18 protein-coding genes are annotated in these 19485 nt (G+C 37.2%); 5 read left to right on the forward strand and 13 right to left on the reverse strand.

All coding sequences use genetic code 11. The features are described from left to right. Positions 1-28: 28 nt before the first annotated feature. From H3T48_RS01995 to H3T48_RS02005, 3 genes are read right to left on the reverse strand one after another with little or no spacing between them, the layout of a single operon-like run. Entirely contained in the window at positions 29-2560 is a 2532-nt protein-coding gene (locus H3T48_RS01995; RefSeq protein WP_198188141.1) for an excinuclease ABC subunit UvrA, read from the reverse strand. Then, on the reverse strand, positions 2557-3447 hold the full coding sequence (locus H3T48_RS02000; RefSeq protein WP_198188143.1) for an alpha/beta hydrolase: 891 nt from the start codon (positions 3445-3447) through the stop codon (positions 2557-2559). Before H3T48_RS02000 ends, H3T48_RS01995 begins: the two co-directional genes overlap by 4 nt. Beyond that, positions 3447-4757 (reverse strand): PTS sugar transporter subunit IIC, encoded by a 1311-nt coding sequence (locus tag H3T48_RS02005; protein WP_198188145.1) that lies wholly within the window; start codon positions 4755-4757, stop codon positions 3447-3449. The genes H3T48_RS02000 and H3T48_RS02005 overlap by 1 nt, the downstream gene beginning before the upstream one ends. Before the next feature lie 156 nt (positions 4758-4913). On the opposite strand from H3T48_RS02005, the gene H3T48_RS02010 reads away from it, so the two are divergent. Then, on the forward strand, positions 4914-5141 hold the full coding sequence (locus tag H3T48_RS02010; protein WP_109715989.1) for a hypothetical protein: 228 nt from the start codon (positions 4914-4916) through the stop codon (positions 5139-5141). A 117-nt stretch (positions 5142-5258) separates the two neighbouring features. On the opposite strand, the gene H3T48_RS02015 is transcribed toward H3T48_RS02010, so the two are convergent. From H3T48_RS02015 to H3T48_RS02055, 9 genes are all read right to left on the reverse strand, one after another. Next, positions 5259-6350 carry a Fic family protein gene (locus H3T48_RS02015; RefSeq protein WP_198188148.1) on the reverse strand — a complete coding sequence of 364 codons (1092 nt, stop codon included), beginning with the start codon at positions 6348-6350 and terminating at the stop codon, positions 5259-5261. 204 nt (positions 6351-6554) lie between these two features. Continuing rightward, positions 6555-7253, reverse strand: coding sequence for a DUF975 family protein (locus tag H3T48_RS02020; RefSeq protein WP_198188150.1), 699 nt, complete (start codon positions 7251-7253; stop codon positions 6555-6557). 272 nt (positions 7254-7525) lie between these two features. Beyond that, positions 7526-8476, reverse strand: a complete 951-nt coding sequence (locus H3T48_RS02025; protein ID WP_074426182.1) for a serine hydrolase — start codon at positions 8474-8476, stop codon at positions 7526-7528. Then, on the reverse strand, positions 8476-9771 hold the full coding sequence (dltD, locus tag H3T48_RS02030; RefSeq protein ID WP_198188153.1) for a D-alanyl-lipoteichoic acid biosynthesis protein DltD: 1296 nt from the start codon (positions 9769-9771) through the stop codon (positions 8476-8478). The genes H3T48_RS02025 and dltD overlap by 1 nt, the downstream gene beginning before the upstream one ends. After that, entirely contained in the window at positions 9764-10003 is a 240-nt protein-coding gene (dltC, locus tag H3T48_RS02035) for a D-alanine--poly(phosphoribitol) ligase subunit DltC (RefSeq protein WP_046308026.1), read from the reverse strand. Before dltC ends, dltD begins: the two co-directional genes overlap by 8 nt. A gap of 27 nt (positions 10004-10030) precedes the next feature. Next, positions 10031-11269 carry a D-alanyl-lipoteichoic acid biosynthesis protein DltB gene (gene dltB / locus H3T48_RS02040; protein WP_074426180.1) on the reverse strand — a complete coding sequence of 413 codons (1239 nt, stop codon included), beginning with the start codon at positions 11267-11269 and terminating at the stop codon, positions 10031-10033. Further along, positions 11269-12783, reverse strand: coding sequence for a D-alanine--poly(phosphoribitol) ligase subunit DltA (gene dltA, locus H3T48_RS02045; RefSeq protein ID WP_198188156.1), 1515 nt, complete (start codon positions 12781-12783; stop codon positions 11269-11271). The genes dltB and dltA overlap by 1 nt, the downstream gene beginning before the upstream one ends. An 11-nt stretch (positions 12784-12794) precedes the next feature. Further along, the gene (locus H3T48_RS02050; RefSeq protein WP_046308033.1) at positions 12795-12947 is read right to left on the reverse strand and encodes a teichoic acid D-Ala incorporation-associated protein DltX; all 153 of its coding nucleotides are present in this window, start codon (positions 12945-12947) and stop codon (positions 12795-12797) included. Between the two features lie 130 nt (positions 12948-13077). After that, entirely contained in the window at positions 13078-13389 is a 312-nt protein-coding gene (locus H3T48_RS02055; protein WP_187158213.1) for a hypothetical protein, read from the reverse strand. A 571-nt stretch (positions 13390-13960) separates the two neighbouring features. On the opposite strand from H3T48_RS02055, the gene cbpB reads away from it, so the two are divergent. From cbpB to H3T48_RS02070, 3 genes are all read left to right on the forward strand, one after another. Beyond that, complete coding sequence (gene cbpB, locus H3T48_RS02060; protein ID WP_109715996.1) at positions 13961-14440, forward strand: cyclic-di-AMP-binding protein CbpB; 480 nt, start codon at positions 13961-13963, stop codon at positions 14438-14440. A 288-nt stretch (positions 14441-14728) separates the two neighbouring features. Continuing rightward, positions 14729-15277 (forward strand): hypothetical protein, encoded by a 549-nt coding sequence (locus H3T48_RS02065; RefSeq protein ID WP_198188157.1) that lies wholly within the window; start codon positions 14729-14731, stop codon positions 15275-15277. A 205-nt stretch (positions 15278-15482) separates the two neighbouring features. Then, positions 15483-17351, forward strand: a complete 1869-nt coding sequence (locus H3T48_RS02070; protein WP_198188165.1) for a heavy metal translocating P-type ATPase — start codon at positions 15483-15485, stop codon at positions 17349-17351. 82 nt (positions 17352-17433) lie between these two features. Here the strand turns inward: H3T48_RS02070 and H3T48_RS02075 are convergent, their stop codons facing one another. Then, entirely contained in the window at positions 17434-18111 is a 678-nt protein-coding gene (locus H3T48_RS02075; protein WP_198188167.1) for a CPBP family intramembrane glutamic endopeptidase, read from the reverse strand. Between the two features lie 257 nt (positions 18112-18368). Between H3T48_RS02075 and H3T48_RS02080 the strand changes: the two genes are divergently transcribed. Continuing rightward, positions 18369-19457, forward strand: a complete 1089-nt coding sequence (locus H3T48_RS02080) for a YdcF family protein (protein ID WP_187158210.1) — start codon at positions 18369-18371, stop codon at positions 19455-19457. Positions 19458-19485 lie beyond the last annotated feature (28 nt).

A 19485-nucleotide genomic window follows, 5' to 3' on the forward strand; every position in this document is an offset into this window, starting at 1 on the left:
ACGACTACTACAAGGCCTAGACTTTGGTTTATTTTTGATATAAATTTATGTGCTCACGCAAATATTTTGCCGTTAAACTATCTTTTTGGTGTGAAATATCCACAGGTGTCCCACAGGCAATTATTTTTCCACCGTTCAATCCGCCACGCGGACCCATGTCAATCATATAATCACTATTGGCCATAATATCGAGGTCATGTGTAATTGTAATGATTGTTGCATGCTGGTCTAACAATTTTTGAAAAACCTGCAGCAACGTTCTAACGTCGCTTGGATGCAAACCCACGGTTGGCTCATCAAAAACAAAGAGGCTGCCCTTTTGTTGGCGGTGAATATGGCTGGTTAATTTCAATCGTTGTGCTTCTCCACCTGATAATGCTGGCGTTGATTCTCCTAAGTGAAGGTAACCTAACCCCATATCATGCAGAGTTTCAATCGTCTTAGCAATTTTGGGTTCATCCCCAAAAAGATTTTCCTTCAATGCATCATCAACTGAATAATCCAGCACGTCCGCAATACTTAAATCATGCCATTTAACCCTTAAAACATCTTGATTAAAACGGTGGCCGCCACATACAGAACATGTTTCCACCATGTCCGGTAAATACTGAATATCAAGTGAAATTACCCCAGTTCCACCACATGCCGGACATGCTCCTTCTTTATTATTATAAGAAAAATGGGAGGCACGATATTTCAATTCTTTAGCTAGTGGTTGCTGTGCAAATAACTTACGTAAGTTATCCATAATGTCTGTGTATGTTGCTACCGTGGAACGTTGGTTTTTACCAACAGGTGACGAGTCAACGCTGATTACATTTTTGATGCCATTGCTTGTAAGACTAGTCACCCACTCAGGTTTAGCACTGCCTTCTTTTTCAGCCTTTAGAGCTGGTAAAAGTGAGTCTAGAATCAAAGTCGTTTTTCCAGCACCGGAAAAACCTGTAACAGAAGTAAGGCGTCCAACTGGTATCTCAGCATGGACATCTTTCAAGTTGAAGCGCTTATTAACAGTTAAAGCAATCGTGCCATCTTTAAAAAGATCATCAGGTTTAGCACTTTTTCTTACATATAACGGTGCATCCCCAGTTAAATATTGCCCTATTAATGAAGTATTAGTTTGCTCAATTTCTTTCGGGGTTCCTTGCGCAATTATTTGACCACCTTCTGAACCCGAACCAGGACCAATTTCAATTATCCAATCAGCTGCCTCAATAATAGAAGTTTCATGGTCAACAACAACAAGCGAATTACCTTGGTTGACGAGCTCATGGAAGACCTCAATTAAGCCAGCAACATTATCTGGATGCAGTCCGACAGATGGCTCGTCCAAAACATAGAGCACTCCTGTCGTCTCTGTCCTCAAGGTCCGACCAAGCTGAATCCGTTGCAACTCACCAGTAGATAAGCTATTAGCTTGACGATCTAAGCTTAAGTAGTCTAGACCTAATTTTAGTAACGGTTTAACCTGATGCATCAGTTCACCAGTTAAGTTTTCAGCTAAATCATGCATGTCTGCTGGAAGCCATGCCATAATTTTCTTTAAATAGTCTGCTAACTCACCCAGCGTAAGTTGTTCGGCCTCGATAATGTTCTTCCCTGCCACCAACTGATTCCAGCGACTTGGATCAATCCGATAGCCGTGACAGCGTGGACAAGGCTTGAAACGATAAAAAGAGTTGATTCTTTCTAAACCACGTTCAGACTTAGTCGTTTTGCGTGAATTTGCGACAGCGTTATAGGCATTTTCATAAAGTGCGTCAAGGTGATAAACTCGCCCAGTCGAAGTTGGAATATCAACTGGTATTTTCCGTTCCTCACCGTGTAAAACAATTTCTTTTTCATCCTCGGACAATTCTTTATACGGAACATCTGTCCGAACACCTAGCTCACGGGCAATGCGCCACATCCAATTTCTTCCGGGGATTTGCCATGTGGCAACTGCGCCATTTTCCAATGATAGATTTTCATCTGCAATAATCTTATCATCGTCAATTTGTTCAACGGTTCCTAACCCCTGACACTTTTGACATGCACCATCTGAGTTAAAAGCAAAGTCTTCAGCACTAAAAGCATAAAACTGAACACCACAGGTTGGACAAGTAACACGTCCCATTGCCTCTCCAGTTAAGTCCATCGCTTCAGCAATTTTAATGGTTGGCGCTAATCTATGCCCATTAGGACATACAGGTGAGCCCAAGCGTGAAAAAATCAAACGTAGGACGTTAAAAACCTCTGTTACTGTGCCTACGGTTGACCGAACACCAGGAATAGTTGGGCGTTGGCGCAAAGCAAGTGCAGAAGGAATATGACGCACTTCATCAACCTGTGCCCTACCGACCTGACTAATCCGCCTTTTAGTATAAGCTGCAAGTGAATCGAGATAACGTCGTGCTCCCTCTGAATAAAGAATCCCCATTGCGAGACTCGATTTCCCTGAACCGCTCAAGCCTGAGATTGCCACGAATTTATGTAGTGGGATATCAACATTAATGTTCTTTAAGTTATTAACTTTGCCACCGATAACTTCAATCTTAGTTGGCTGTTCATGATATTTCATCGATTACTTCTCCTTCTTCTTGGCTTTAAATTTTTTTCTGGTCTCCCAGGTCTATCAGGTTTTTTTAGCAAATACTCCCGAATGGCTTGTATTACCTGTTTATTTTGTGGCAAATCCGAGTGGTCTGCCTTTTCGCCAGTGACCGTCATTGCCGTGTAAGATTTGACCTGTTTTTGAAAAATAAACTTACCTGCGGCAACACTAGTTTCTGGCACAATTCCATCCGATTCATAGCTTTTACCACCAGATAATGAGTAGACTTTCAAGTTTTCTGGAAGTGCTGTACGATTTTTAATAAAATCGGCTAGCATTTGTGTACGGTTATTGATGTTATTTTCAGTAAAATTATAAGGTGTTCCCAACGTCATCAACCGCTTAATCCTTACATCATCAGAATACTGCGCATAGTAGTGTTCTAACCAGTATGTCCAAATAAGACCACCATTTGAATGCCCAAACGCCTTAAAGTTATTAAATTTATAATTTTGCATCAAAGACGTAAAGGCAACGTCTAGCCAAAAAGCCTGTTTTTTGATATTGGCATAACCGTCTTTATTATTGGCAAAACCAATAATGATTATCGGTTCCTGATCATTCTTATTAATCGAACCACTATACGATAATTTTGCTTCACGTGAAACAGTAACTTTGAGAACACTATGCTCATTCATTGTCGTTTTGTTCAGCTGATCAATTAGTTCATTAAAGCGCTCAGTTGTGGCACTCGAGCCGGGTACCATGATGACTGGTGAAAGCAGCGAGCGACTACGCTCTGCGTGCGCATTATTCTCCTTTTCCATCCAATAATAACTGGGAATGGCAATCACTACTAACAACGCCACTAGCATCAGCAGCCATTTAAAATTAGGATTATTTCGTACCTGCATTAGAACTGTCTTCCTTTCCCAGCTTTTAACATTTCCTCAACCTGTTCATTAATTTTCATAATCGGCCACATGATACAAACATCGAGTACAAAAAGCGCAATAGTAAACCATAAAGTCCCCCAATTGCCATTAGTGCCAAAAAAGGAAAGCAACACTCCAGGCGTTCCTTTCAATATTGGATAAGCACATACTGGAATCATGTGTAAACTAATCGCTAGCCCAGCCAACGCCATATTAACCAATGGAATAATGACACTAGGTAGAACAAAGAGTGGATTAAGAATTACCGGCAAGCCCGCCGAAAAGCCCAAGCTTGAGCCAAACGCTACCGGTAACAAATTGATTTTTGCAATGGCAACATTGGCTTCATTGTTTTTCTTCGTGCGCCGCATAAGTAAAACAACAATAATTGCCAAAATCACACTGGCACCACCCATCGTGCCATATGTTTTGATTAAAGAACTGCCTAGAAATTTGTAAGGCACATTCCAAGAGCTACCGTTCTGAAACGCATAGGTTAAGTTTTCGGCTGTATATGCATTACTCGTTGTGCCGGAAAGTGCGTGAATTGGATAGCCAATCCCCATCCAGTTCAAGAGTGTTGTTATTGCCGACAAAAACAACACTTCTGCCAAATTATTAGTCGTTTGCATTCGACCAACTAATTCACTAAAGCTTGCCGTATCAAGCACCTTTATTTGTAACTCATAGCGAGCAATACCAAGCAAAATTCCAAAAGCAATGGATATCATAAATGGCAAGGTAGCATTCCAAACCCGTCGTCGTAGCCACTTCGTGTCCTCATTTTCCACTTGCTGATAATTTTTACCGAATAAATGAAAAATTTGTCCTACACCAAATCCAACAAGCAACGCAATAAAAAGTGCATTTATTTGTAAAAAACCACCTGTAAAAGAGCCATGTCTTGGCCGACTATTGCTTGTTGCATATGAGCAAAAAAGCATGATTAAAACCGCAGCGATTCCCGACATTGTGGAATCTTTGTGGTAGATTCGCGCCGTGTATCGCGCCATAAAAAAGCTGGCGTAAATACCAAAAACGCCAAAGGTAACTTCAATCATGCCACGACAAACAAACGAGCCTGCATACCAAAAATGATCTGTCATAATCTTATCTAGGCCAAAGATATTATAAATTAGGCCATCTGGTGAGAAAATCAAATCATTAAAAAGATTAAAATATGTTCCAATTACAGCAATTGGCATTAACATCACTAGAGTTCTTTGCGCGGCGCGGAAAAATGACCACTGCCTGATTTTTAATATAGTTTTAGTAGATAAGTTAATCATTGAATAAGTCCTACTTTGTTGTATCTCTTTGAATTAAAATATTACTCCAATTGTCTAAGGGCTTCAATTTTTTAAGTGTGGCAGCAAATGATTAATTTGCCGTCTTGCAACCTAGCGAAAATGTTATAATAGAAACGATTACTAGAAGGTGGAAAAATGAGTAGGAAAAAAATTGAATTAAATGGAAAAGTAGAAAAACTGGCAGAAAAGTATCTTCAGATTACCGGAACTGACTTAGATGACCTGACCAACGCTGCTTTAAAGGCTTATCTCATTGATCATTTAAATTCCAATCAAATTAAGGAAGCACTAAAGGATTCTGATGATATCAGTTCAGAATATGCGGGAAAATTGTTTAATCTTGACGATTTAAACAGATTCTAATTAATATCTATAAAATGAAAAGACAACTAAGCTGTAAATAATCAACTTAGTTGTCTTTTATTATGAATAAAGTCATGCTTAAGGATGTCCATTCTAAGACTACATTGTTCTACTATCTCAATAATTATTAATCTTCAAACCATATTTCGTTGCACGTGCGTTACCAAATTTCTCAATTTTGCCATCTTCTCGCATTTTTTTAAGCGCGCGACGAATTGTTATCTCACTGTACTGGGGAATACTATTATTAATTTCCTTGATAGATAATGGCTGCAAGGCCTTTCTCAAAGTCTTCAAAACAAGTTTATCGACAGGTAAATCTGATTGATTAATAATGCTCATTAGCTCATTAAATTCACGATAGTCTTCCAAAACTACACTTAAAAAATAATCCAAGAATGGTAAATAATCATTGGTATTATCCATCCAACCGACCGAGCTCTCTTTTAAAACTCGATAGTACTCTGACTTAGTATCTTCTATAGATTTTTCAATACTAACATATTTTCCTACGTCAAAGCCTGCTTTATACATTGTCAGCAACATCAACAAACGAGACATTCGGCCATTACCATCTCGAAATGGATGTATCGACACGAAATCAAAAACAAATGCGCCCGATAAAATCAATGGAGAAAATCTATTAGTATTAGCTTGTAAAGCTTGATTATAAGTATCACACAGCTCCTGTACCAACTGCGGTGTAAGAAGTGCAGATAGTGGATTAAATCTAGCTTCTCGCCGTCCGTCAGAATATTCAGTAATAATTTGGTTATCACTATCTTTAAATTGTCCGCCCCAAGTGCTATCAGTATAAGCGAATAATCTTTTATGTAAATCTAAAATTGAATTAGAATTTATCGGTATATAATCATATTGCTCATGAATTAGTTCCAATACATTACGATAGCCTGAGATTTCTTGCTCACTTCTATTCCTAGGATCGGTCTTTTTTTCCATAATTTTGTTAAGTCGCTCATTAGTGGTATAGATTCCTTCAATTCTATTAGATGCACTAGTACTCTGAACTTTAGCAACTTCAACTAATCTATTTAAAGTATCGCGATAATTAGTTTCATAACTGTCTGTTTTTCCGCTAAGGTTGTAAATCTGCGTTAGTTTGTTTATTAATGTGTTTGTATATTTAAAATTATTGAGTTTTTGATAATCAAACTTCTTAATCGCCATCACCCACTTTATCTTGCTCATCCCATTAATATCTTGATCATTTTATCCTAAATGATCAAGATATTCAAAAGATGATTATGATACTTTGCATTACTACTCTTTTTTCCTTAAAAAACCACCTAAGTAAAATTACTTAAGTGGCTTTCTTAGCAGATACTCTATTATTATCCGCGGCTTATTCTAACTAATATAGTTATTCCTGCATTAAGTGCCTAATTTTTAGCCTTAATTACTGAATTGATCACCTGCTAAGTTGAGATAAAAATTGGCTTTAGTGGTTGAAATATAGGGAACTAACCAGAGATAGCCAATTCCAAGCGTAATGATGCCGAGCAGGTACCAGGGAATAAAACTTAAGTCTAAGACAAACAGTTCCCACTTATGGCCTTTCATTAACTGACGACTTGCAGTAATAGCAGTAGTAGCGTGTACTTCTTTCCCACTGGCTACCATATCATTAACAATGTATGGTGTTAATGCGTAAGAGTATGATTTAACAATTCCAGGAATGATTAACAACAGCGTCCAAAGCCATTGAAAAATGTAGCTTAAAAAGTAGTTAAGAAACTCAGGAATAAAGCGGCCATCAGTGAAAACAGCGAAAAGCCCCTTAATATAGCCCATTTTTTCGCCATGAATGAAGTGGAGAAACACAAGTGGAAAACTAACAAAAAAGAAACCACTTAAAATGTCTAGGACATCCTCACCAAACGCGCGAGCCCAGCCATTAGGAGCAAGAATAGAAACAATGGATGCGCCTCCCATAACATCATTGACGCCATTGGTAGTTTGAAGCGACCGGTTAACACTAGGCACTAAAAAGATAATATAGACGACGGTAAAAATAAGCGTCACTAAAACAGCCCAACCCCAATTATGTCGAAGCTGATTTTTGGCCTCCGTTTTTAGTTCTGCTCTGGTCATTATTTTATCCCCTTTATGATTTACTGTTATTGATATATTTAATTATATTCTACTCTTTTTTTCATCTGTTAGCAAAAAGCATCAAAAAAGCCTAGTTCCACCAACATCGGAACTAAGCTCACACAGTGTTTGTGCCGCCATTACTGACCACATATAGAAATATTATATTTTCGCTACCGGAGAAAACTCGTACTTCTTCTCTGGCGACACAACAAAATTTTAGCATGCAATTAACTAAAAAACAAGATACGGCAGATTATATTTTCACAGCCTTACTTGCTTTCAAGCAGTTGGCGCATGACTTGATTGACTGACTTTTTCAACTTATCGAACTCGTTTTTGCGTGTGCGATTCGACTGAATAATGATCATCGTTTTGGCATCATTTGTGGTACGCATAAAAGTATAATAGCCTTCACCTGCGCCATTGGCCAGTTTGGTCTTCTGCTTGTCATTGTGATATAAGCCACCATTATAGTAACTTGGCGGTTGTGCATCATAGAGAAGCTTACGACTCCTCTTAGTTAACAAGTTACCTGTTAAGACGTAGCGAATTGCCTTTGCCAAATCCTGATTTGACATTACAACTGAGCCTGCACCAAGTTCATTATGCGCATCCCGCAGAGCTGCTTCGTGCTTGATAATATCATAATGCCCATTACGATAAAAGAACCCGGGCACTAGTCCGCTTTTCAAAATACGATGTGGCTTTGACCACAAGAATTCTGTATGCTTCAGCTTTAGCGGCTCAACGTAAGTTTCATGGAATAACTGTTCATAACTCTTATTGGTCACCTTAGTAATAATTCCGCATAGATAGACATAATTAAGTGAACTATAATGCCATTTTCCTAACAACTTAGGGTCAAAAACAGTCTTTTTCACATCGCAGGCAATATTATCTTGGTCTGAAACAAAGTGTTTTCTACCAAGTTTGGCACCCGGCTTGAGGTTCAAACCTGCTCGCATTGCCAACAAGTGCTCAATTTTGATTTTTTTCGCACCTGGAATCTCCGGATAAAACTTGCTCAATCGGTCTTGTAAGCTTAGCTTACCATCTTGAACCAATCTCATCACCATGGCCGCAGTTAGCGACTTTTGTGCTGAATTAATTAAGTAACTAGTGTCAGTAGTATTGCTATCAGCATAATTGAGTAAAATCTTACCCTTTCTGATGACCAAAACTGAACCCTTGATGCCTAAAGCATCAATTTGCTGGCGCACTATTTTCCTTTTAAGCTGTAGTTTACTGGACTCTTATCCGTTGAACCAATCTTGTGCGGTTCCTTTTGCCACTTTTTAGTGTAAAAATAATCATGAATGTTGTAGTTATAACGTCCATTAGGGCGTTGCATGAACGGCTTGACCGCTTGATCAACCGCAACCCAACCGCGCCAGCCAAGGTGAATGGTATCTTCCATGAAGTACTTTTCACCGCCATGCCTTGAGAGGTCTTCTACATTATTGAAGCCCTGACTTGCCAATTGATACTTAATTTTTGATACAGATTTTTGGTACATCTCTTCTGATAAACCGGTATATTCTGACCACTTTTGATTAATTGGCGGAATGATAAATAGCACATTAGTATGCTGCTTAGCAAATTGTTGCAGCATCAACTCAAAGTCACTGTATTCAACTGACTTGGTATAGTCAAAGTCACGCTGACTATCCTTCAACTTCATTAAATTCCGCTTGTTTAAGCGCGTTTTAAAGAAACGATTATTGATTCCAAACGAATTTGAATTGGTATTCTTAGCAGCCTCTTGGTCTGCTACCTCATTCAAACCCTTAACTGAATATGTGTCTGGTAATAGTTTAGCCCGCGTCTTAATCTTTTTAATTCGGTCACGTAACTGGAATGTACTGAAAAATTTATCTTCGTTATTAAGCATGCGCCGCTGATTTTCAAGGATAAAACGTTGCGCATCAGTCAATTCTTCACCTGCTGCTACTCGCTTCATCCCCCGCTTAACGGTGCCCTTAACTTCAGGCATTGCCAAAAAGCGCTTGGCAGCGTAACGGCTGGAAACACTATCCTTCTTAATTCCTAGTAAAAAATTGCAGGCTTGTAAAGGCGAATAGTAAAGCGCAAAGGCATCGGGGTTTTGCCCCATTTTGGTAAACCATTGCGGTGAAATAATCACTACCGCTTTTTTGTCCTTGAGCTCGTCTGCTGTTCCTTGCATCCCTAAAAATTGAGCCAGTGACTGACTACCAGGTCCCCCTAATAGGAAAGGACGATAGTTTCGCTGGTACTTTTGGGCAATTACACTAGGGTGAAGTGGATCAAGACGCGATAATTCACTAGAACCATAAAATGGTACATATCCATTTTCAAATGCATCCTGCTTCATTAACGAGCCCTTAAAAACCGTCGTTGTTTGTGAATTGGCGGCCTGGTAAATCGAGTCCCGTGAAAAAGTACGTTCCCAAGGTAATAGGAAGATAACCAGTAACAAGATAAAAGCGCAAAGAACTGGGCCAAAAATCTGCCACAGTCGGCGTTTGTTACTCATTTTCTAAACTTTCCACCTTTGCGACAATTTTGCTTGGTGTATCCCATTCTTCACGATCAAATTCAGAAACAGGTACATCAATTTCAAATTTTTCCTGTAAGTTTAACAGCATTTGTACACTAGCCATTGAATCCATTAGGCCGTTGGCAAAAATGTTTTCGTCCATTTTATCTGATAAATCTTCACCAGTTAAATCTTGTAAAATTGCTAAAACTTCTTCTTTGGTATTCATAATTAAATCTCCTTAAATAACTTTTTTCTACATCCAGCCAAACCATAACTGGCTAAGGAAGCCGGAAAAGATCAAAAAGCTGAAACAAACAACGTTAAATGTAACAAAAATTGACAAGCACTTGGTAAATTTGTTTGATGGTAGTTTGTCTTTATGCTTCTTTTTATATCTAATCCAGTAATCATTAATAATGATTGCAATCGCATGGAACAAACCATAAACAATGTAGTACCAAGTCAGTCCATGCCAGAAGCCCATTACTAAAAACAGAAGTAAATAGGCTACTTGTGAAAGTCTAACTGGATTTTTGAACAATTTTTTCTTCATTGCAAAGAAAGTGAAGCGCATGTAAATGTAGTCACGGAACCAAAATGATAGCGTCATGTGCCAACGGTTCCAGAATTCTTTAATGTTCTGTGACAGAAACGGCTTGTTAAAGTTCATTGGTGTGTGAATGCCCATAAAATAGGAAATTGACACAGCAAACAGTGAATAGCCCGCAAAGTCAAAGAACAAATACATGCTGTAGCAGTACATGTAAGCTAGTAGCCACCATGACAGCTTCAGCCCACCATTCGCAGTACCAGCAATTAGTGCCATCCGCGAAATGCGCGGTAACCAGTAAGTGCCAAAGAACCAGCCTAAGACAAACTTATATAAAAATCCTTGGAACAGGTAACGTGTTGCCAAGCCCAAATCATTCACATATTGATCACGCTTAGGGGCAACATCACATTCTTTAGCAAAGCGCCGGTAACGGTCAATTGGACCTGATGAAAACGTTGGAAAGAATAGTAGAAAACGTAGATAGGTACCAAGATTTACCTCTTTGATGGCACCGTCACGTATTTCCATAATAACCTGAACGGTTTTAAACGTAATGTACGAAATCCCTAAAAATGCTAATACACCCGGTATTTTTGCTTTTGGAAAAGCCGTTTGTACTTTTACCATTATTAAGGGAACAATTGATAGGAAAACAGCCAGGTAAAAGACCCACGTTTTATTTTTACCCTTTTTACGATAATAGAGATAACAATATGTAATTACTAGCTCGATTAACAGGTAAATAATTAAACTAACACCTTGTTGCCATTTATCTGCATCAAAGACAAGAAATAAGAAAACAACTGAAAAGATGCATTCATAGATCTTAAAACGATGCCCATGATATAGGCCTAAAATAATTGGAATTAGTCCAATCATTAGGTAAATAAAGTAGTGGGGATTTGCGTAAGGCTGTAAATTAATGAAGTTAAAATTCACTACTTATTAACCTCCTCAATCACAGCTTTAATGTCAACCTTACCGTTTTGTGATACCGGCAATTTTTCCCGGTAAACGTAGCGCTGCGGAATCATGTAAGGCATCAAGTTCTCAGCTAAATCAGCACGAATCATTTTGGTGATTTCTTCTTCTGAATACTGCTCTTTGACGCCATCTTTTAGTTCAACTTCAGCCACAATTTGTTTAACAGTGTGATCTTTGCTATATTTCGGTGCGGCAACTCCATGGCTTACTAACTTGTTTTTACCCAAATAAAAGTTGATTTCTTCAAGCTCAATTCGGTAACCGTTAAATTTGATTTGAAAATCAATTCTGCCACGGTAAAATAACATTTCGCCGTCAAAGAAACCCTCATCACCTGAACGGTGACTTGCATACTGATCAGCAGGATCTTTAAAGAATGCCTTTGCCGTTTTTTCAGGATTATTTAGATAACCCTTTGATGTGCTCGGCCCTTCGATGACAATTTCGCCTTGGTTAGGCTGATCGCCCTTTGACTTGTCAATGGTAATTCTGGTATCTTCCTTGACTTTACCAATTGGCAAACGATCATATTTAGCCAAAATTTCATCGGTAATTTCCACTTGCGTCACCGCAACAGTCGTTTCAGTCGGGCCATATGTATTGAAGACTTTTGCATTTGGGAACTTCTGTTTTAGCAGCTTGGCTTCTGTATGTGGCAATTCTTCCCCACAGAACAGAAAATGCGTAAGATCTGGATGATGTTCACCATCAAATGTTTTGTCCAAAAAGCACATCTGGGCAAATGAAGGCGTTGAGACCCAAACGTTAAATTGCAATTTAGGCATTGTCGCAAATAGTTGGGCAAAGTTTTCTGTAACATCATGCGGCAGAACCACTAACTTACCAGCACCAACTAGTGCTGGGTAGAGGCTCATGACAGAAAGATCAAAGGAATATGGTGCCTGTGATAAGAAACTTGGATGGTCCGGCAAAGCAAAGTCAGTCATTTCCCAGTTAATAAAGCTGAGTAAGTTATTATGACTAATTTGAACACCTTTTGGCTTCCCACTGGTTCCCGATGTAAAGATGATATAAAAATTATCGTCTCCCTCAACAAATTGCTCAGCATCAAGGGTAAAGTCACCGTTTTTGACTTCATCTGGCTTGATAACTTGCATTGGCGGAAGAGTGATATCAGGAAGCTGATCAATTGCAATAATTGCTTCTGCTTCAGAGACTTCTTGGATAGTTAAGATTCGATCCGCATTGGAATAGCTGGCAATTGGAATATAAGCATGCCCTGCTTTAACGCAGCCTAAAAAGCTAGCAATCATCTCAAATGTTTGGCCACCCCAGATCATTATTGGACTACCCGGAGAAAGACCTAGTTGGTTAATTTGATATGCCCATGCATCCGAGCGTTTTTTCAGATCACCGTAAGTATTGGTTTGACCAAGATAGTCATACGCAATACGATTCGGTTCGTTTAAGGCAATTTCATCAATCTTTTTTATTACATCTTTAATCATTGTTTACCACCTTAAAATTCGTTGTAAATAAAGTGAACCGAAGTTAGGCCGCTATATTGATATAAATAAATTAATACCATTAAGATAGCACAATAAATGATTGTCGTTAAAACAAATTTGCCAATTTGTTGCGCCCGCGAAGTTTTTCTTTCTTTTTTAACCATATATCTTCATTCTCTTTCAACAGTTATTATTTCAGCATTACAATACTATATCAAATATAGTACTACTGTTTTAAAAGGATAATACACCATTAAGAAGTTTTTTACAAAATTTAAATAAATTTTACAGATGCTAGTGCTTATTCAGTTTTCGACTAGCATTGTATGCAAACCATAAAGTAAAAAAGTCAATTACACTGACAAAAATAATTGCAAACATCATTAATTTGAAAATGTTATCTGGATTCTGCCAGCGCTCGCTATCAGCAGTAGTTAAAATATAAACTGCAAAGATGACGATTAAAAAGACTTCTATTAAAAAGAGATACTGGTGGCCGATCATTATTCTAAATAGATAAAGCCATGCGGCTGCTGGTAATAGGCAAAGCCAGCCTGATACACGTAGCCAAAAAACGATTTTTTTACAAGCTGATTGTTCTTTCATATTTCCCCTTGAATTCTAGTTAAATCTGACTAATTAATAAAACTTTTTCTAATTATAGCAATGCACCTTTTGACAAACAATTTTTTGCAAATCAGAAATTTTATGCTATTTTTTGCTTTCGTCATACTTTTTTCACATTTACTAGCTATACTAAAGCTGTGATATGAGATAGAAGAGATTCCATCTCATATCATACTCAACTTTTTGTTTTTCATTCATACTCCTCCAAGTATAAATAATGAAAAAACTTGAAATGACCTTTACGGTCGTTTTCATATCTATCCCTTTCGACTCACGTGCATTACGTGAGTTTTTCTATGCCTTTAAAACTTCTAAAGGAATTCTTTACTATTTCATAAGATATTTTGTAACTTTACTTCATATTTATGGGTTAGTATTCTAAATGTAGTAAGTAATAGCAGCTTACTACATACTCCCACTTTTTTATTTCATTCATTCTTACTCCTTCAAAGTAGATGAAAACTAACAGGCTCGCATAATTTGCGGGCCTTTTTCCTTTGCTGTAGGATATTTTTATACGACAACTATTCACTAACGAAAGGCATATTACATGTTTTCACCATCTATTCAACGCTTATTAGAAGATAAATCCGGCTCATTCATTATTCCTGCATCGCGTATTGCATTTGTGGAAGATGATAATCCTCTCTACCATGCATTTATGATATTGACACGTGTCAAATATTCAAAAATTCCGGTGCTTGACAATAAGAATCGTGTTGTTGGTCTGTTAAGTCTCGCCATGATTACCGATAAAATGATGGTAACCGACAAAATTACGCTTGATCCTTTAACAGAATTAAAGGTAAAAGACGTCATGCAAACAAATTTTGACAAAATTAATTTTGCCCAAACAACACTTGAAACCCAGCTGCATTTACTGGTCGATAATGCATTTCTGCCAGTAGTAGACGACTACGGTGTTTTCCAAGGTTTATTAACACGCCGCGAGTGGATTAAGGCATTTAATTACGTTGCTCATAATTATGAAAAGAAATATCAAGTTAAACAAATTGATGACAAAAATTAAGTCACTAACGTTATTTTATTTATTGAAATTATTTTAAGCTTTTTTACCATTTTTATTTAAACTGTAATATAATTATCTTATTGAGAATATATTATTATCACTGCTTGTCTATATGCTATAAAAATTAGTACATTTTATGTTATCTATACGCTTATTTGTGTATTTATATACATATTTATAACTATAATTGCTGCTTTCGCTAGTTATTTTATTTAATAACAATTTACTAATTATATAAATGCGATTTGCGCAATTATTCTTTTATTAATCAGAATGGAAGATACTAAAATGACAAATAAAACTATTTCTGAGCAATTAGCATTTTTAGTCAAGGCTATTATCGAAAATGGTACCTACCCAGGGGGCTTAGAACTATCAGAAAAAGAGCGACACGACCTAGCCGAACAATTAAAAAAAATGGCAGAAAATTCAAGTGATCTAAAGGACGCCAGAGTGATTACCGATGCCTTCTATAAAGATCGAGTGGTTAAACACTTTCGGTCAATGGATACTAATTTCTCTTGGGTTTTAGAAATTTTGGAACACGAACTTGTTTCTGCAAGCCGTTTAAAGAAACTACTACTTGATTTGGCACACGAAGAGCATTTTTCAGAAAATGGTATTAAGAAAATCAACCAATACTTTGAGGAATCAACTGATCATGGTGATAACGATAATTTCGTTACCCTCTCATCAGCAGATGTAATCGATTCAATTGAGCGTACTAAAACTTTTACGCTTGATGAAAAACCAAAAAAGGAAAATGTTCATAAATCCGATAAAGATGATAAAACTGAAGATCCTAATGACAATATCATTAATTTAAAGGACTATTAGTTTAAAGCTAAACTATTTCGCTTCAATGCATTGGCAACCGGTAGCATACTCTACTATTTACCATGAATTATGAAATAGGTTTAGCTTTTTTCTTTGCCAAATAAAAATTTTTAAACAAAGTTGTTTAGACTTATTCTAATTTAAAAAAATTAGTGTTAAAATCTAAAGACATAAAGTTATATTTTTATATTGAGAGGAACAAACTATGAGTTTTAAGCAACAATGGAAATTTATCCTTGTCCTTTTTATTGGTTTAATTGGGCTTGTCTGCCAATTTGGTATTCATACCAAAAGCCTTTTTCAAATCGGTAATCTACAATTTCCCTTCGAAGCTATTCTGATAGATGTAATCGGAATAGCAATGGCACTTTCCTTACTCTTTGAAATCATCAATGATTTTAGGTCAGGACGATATGGTGTTGATATTTTAGCTGTTATTGCCGTTGTTTCAACCATTTTAATTGGTGACATCTGGGCAGAATGGATGATTCTAGTAATGATGACTGGTGGTGAAACGCTTGAAAATTACGCTACCGGCCAAGCAGACAAAGAGCTTCGTTCATTACTAAGTAATTCTCCAACCACGGCTAATAAAATTGTCGGAAATGAATTGGTTTCAGTTGACGTTGATCAGTTGGAAATCAATGATCAAGTTTTAATCAAACCCGGTGAACAGGTTCCTGTTGATGGTAAAGTGATTGACGGTGCATCAAGCTTTGATCAATCATCACTTACAGGTGAGTCAGTCCCAGTTCAAAAAAATGTTGGAGACGACTTAATGTCTGGCTCAATTAATGGCGATGTTGCCGTTAAAATGGTTGTTACTAAAAAGGCGAGTGACTCAGAATATCAAACAATTGTTTCACTTGTTGAATCTTCACAAGCTAAACCAGCTAAATTCGTTAAAATGGCCGATCGCTATGCCGTACCATTTACAGCTATCTCTTTGGCTATCGGTATTGCTGCTTGGATTCACTCAGGAAACCCAATTAATTTTGCGGAAGTAATGGTTGTTGCCTCCCCTTGCCCACTCTTAATTTCCGCTCCCGTTGCACTCGTTTCAGGGATGAGTTCAATGTCAAAGCATCATATTATTGTTAAATCTGGTCCGACAATCGAAAAGCTTGCAACTGCAAAAACCTTTGCATTTGACAAAACTGGTACATTAACAGAAAACAAACTTGTAATCGACCAAATCGTGCCCGCAGAGAATAGTGATTTTTCAGCTGAAACTTTACAAAGCTATGCTACAAGTGTTGAACAACAATCCAGCCATATTATTGCTGATTCACTCGTTAGTGTAACAGACAAGAAAATGCTAAAACCGGCTACTAATATTAAAGAAACAACAAGTCAAGGGGTTAGTGGAACAGTTGATGGTCATGAAGTCAAAGTTGGTAAATTAGGTTTTGTCACTTCTGAAAAACACGCAAAATCGGTTAACTCTACTGCGATTTATATCTCAATTGATGGACAATACGCTGGCTACATTACTTTTAAAGATCAGGTACGTCCTGAAAGTGCTGAAACAGTTGCTCGTTTAAGACGTCAAAGTGATGCACATATGATTATGCTAACTGGTGACCATGAAGATGTTGCCAATCAAATTGGTCAAACAGTTGGTATTAAAGATATTCGCTCTAATTTGTTGCCAGCACAAAAAATAGAAGCAATTAAAGATGTAACTAAGGATAATCGCCCTGTAGTTATGACCGGTGATGGAATTAACGACGCTCCTAGTCTAACAGCTGCTGATGTTGGGATTGCGATGGGTGCCAAAGGTGCATCTGCAGCAAGTGAAAGTGCAGACGCCATTATTATGGTTAATGATTTATCCAAAATTAATGACGCCGTTGCAATTTCGAAACATACAATGAAGGTAGCAAACGTTGATGTTTTGACTGCTATCACGATTGTTATTCTTATCGAGTTAGTTGCATTCACTGGTGTTATTCCAGCATTCTGGGGAGCGATCTTACAAGAAGTTGTTGATATGATTTCAATCAGTTTAGCTCTTTTAGCCAAAACTAAGCCTAAAAATCCTAAACAAACAGGTCTTGTTGCTAAAGAATAGTTTGACTAAAAACTAATACATACTTACTACTAAAGCAAAAAAAGAAAGGTTTTTAACCTTTCTTTTTTATTTCTTCCATTATTTAGAGAAAACCAAGTGAATTATACAGCATATGGGCAATAATTGAGTAACGCAAATCCTTTGTCTGGGTATAAATCCATGCAAGTACACACCCAAGCGCCCAATAAACAAAAATATACTTCGTAAAGCCCGAATCGTGAAGGACGGCAAATAGAAAACCACTAAATACTATTCCCACCCATCTATTTAAAGGAGTTTCTTTTGCAAAAAAAGTGTTGAACACCATACCCCGAAAAATGGTCTCTTCAAAAATTGGTGCTATCAAAACAATCATGGGCTTATAAAAATCACCTGCCTGTCGCGCCAATGTATCTAGCGCTGACTGATTAGCTGATGTTGTCTTAGTGCTAAGTCCCAATGCAGCCTGAACAGCTATGTTAACCATTACCAGCAAAATGGCACCGACAAAAGAAAGCAAAAGGCGATGCCAATCCCAATGAGGTTTCCTATTAACCCCCCAATCATTTTCGTTTTTTAATTGTCTGCGATACATTCCATAAACAATTAATATGCCAATAATAGTGAATAAGATAGTTATGGCAATAAAGAGCTTACTATCCAAATGATATTTTCGTTGTAGTTTAAATGGATAAAAATAAAGCAGTTGAATGAGTGAATAGATAAAAAATGACACAATAATTGTCACAATATTACCCAGGAAATAAAAAAATCTCTTCATTAGTATTTTCTTCCTTCATACATTAAGTGGTGGTGATTTTCAGACTTTAACTACTAATATTATCATATACTGACGTTAATATCTTATCATTAGGTCACCTTAGATAGATTCGATGCAGTTTTTTTGTATACCAGAATATTTCCTAGGGAATATTTTTTCAAAGTGAACACAACGTGTATTTTGCTCTAGTCAATTACTATGACTTTTAACCTAGCTAATCTATAATAAGGTTAGAATATCTCTTGTAGGAGGAAAATATGTCTAACTTTGTTCAATTTTTTACTCAAAACAAGCCATTTATTTATTTGTCGCTAATTGTTTTGGCTTCTTTAGCCCTTTTTTTACTTTCATGGCTTAAAGAACCACGCCGTTTACTTAATGGCATATTATTCACAATTTTTCTTCTCTTGCTTGGTGTCTGGTTAACTGTTGCCGTTCTTTCAACTAGTTTGCGGCCGTTGATTCTAACCTACGAAGTCATTATCGTGTTGATAATTGCCATAATTACGTTAGTAACCACCTTTTCCTGGCTTTTCTTTTTGTGGAATGCTTACTTTGTCTGGAAAAGAGAAGCACATACGCTATCAAATTTATTGACGCTCTTCATTGGTATTGCACTACTTGTTTCTTGGTTAATTATTTTTATTGCACCATTTAGCAAACTGCCTTCCTGGCAAAAGACCTTAATATATACACCTTCTGCAGTAGTAAACTACCTATTATTGGTCGCTTATAACTTTCTTATTAACCTAGCACTTTACCAATTTGTACCACGTCAATATAATCAAGACTACCTCATTGTTTTAGGGGCTGGCTTAGCAAAAGGTGAGACTGTTACCCCGCTTCTTGCTAGTCGCATTAATCGAGCAATTCAATATGCGCAAAAACAGGTCGACAAAGGAAGGAAAATGCCAAAATTAATTATGTCTGGTGGTCAAGGAGGAGATGAAAAGATTCCGGAAGCCAAAGCAATGGCCGAATACGCAATCGGTCGTGGTATTAGTCCTGAATCTATCTTATTAGAAGATAAATCAAAAAATACTTACCAAAATATGCAATTTTCAGCCAAAGTAGCAGCAAAAGACTTTGGCGGCGAAAAATATCGTGCCAAATTTTTCAGTAATAACTACCATATTTTTCGTGCCGCTTTATTTGCTAAAGCGGCTGGGCTGAATGCAAACGGAGTTGGTTCATACACAAGATTTTATTTCTTGCCCAATGCAATCGTTCGCGAATTTGCAGCTATTTTGGTTACCAATAAAAAGCGTCATATCATAGTGATTAGCTTAATAATTCTTTTCTTCCTAGTATATGCACTATTGCAATATACTAAAATCGCACAATAACTCAGATAAAAAGTCTCTAATTTGTTTA

It is taken from the genome of Lactobacillus sp. M0403 (assembly GCF_016101265.1).
GTDB lineage: Bacteria > Bacillota > Bacilli > Lactobacillales > Lactobacillaceae > Lactobacillus > Lactobacillus apis.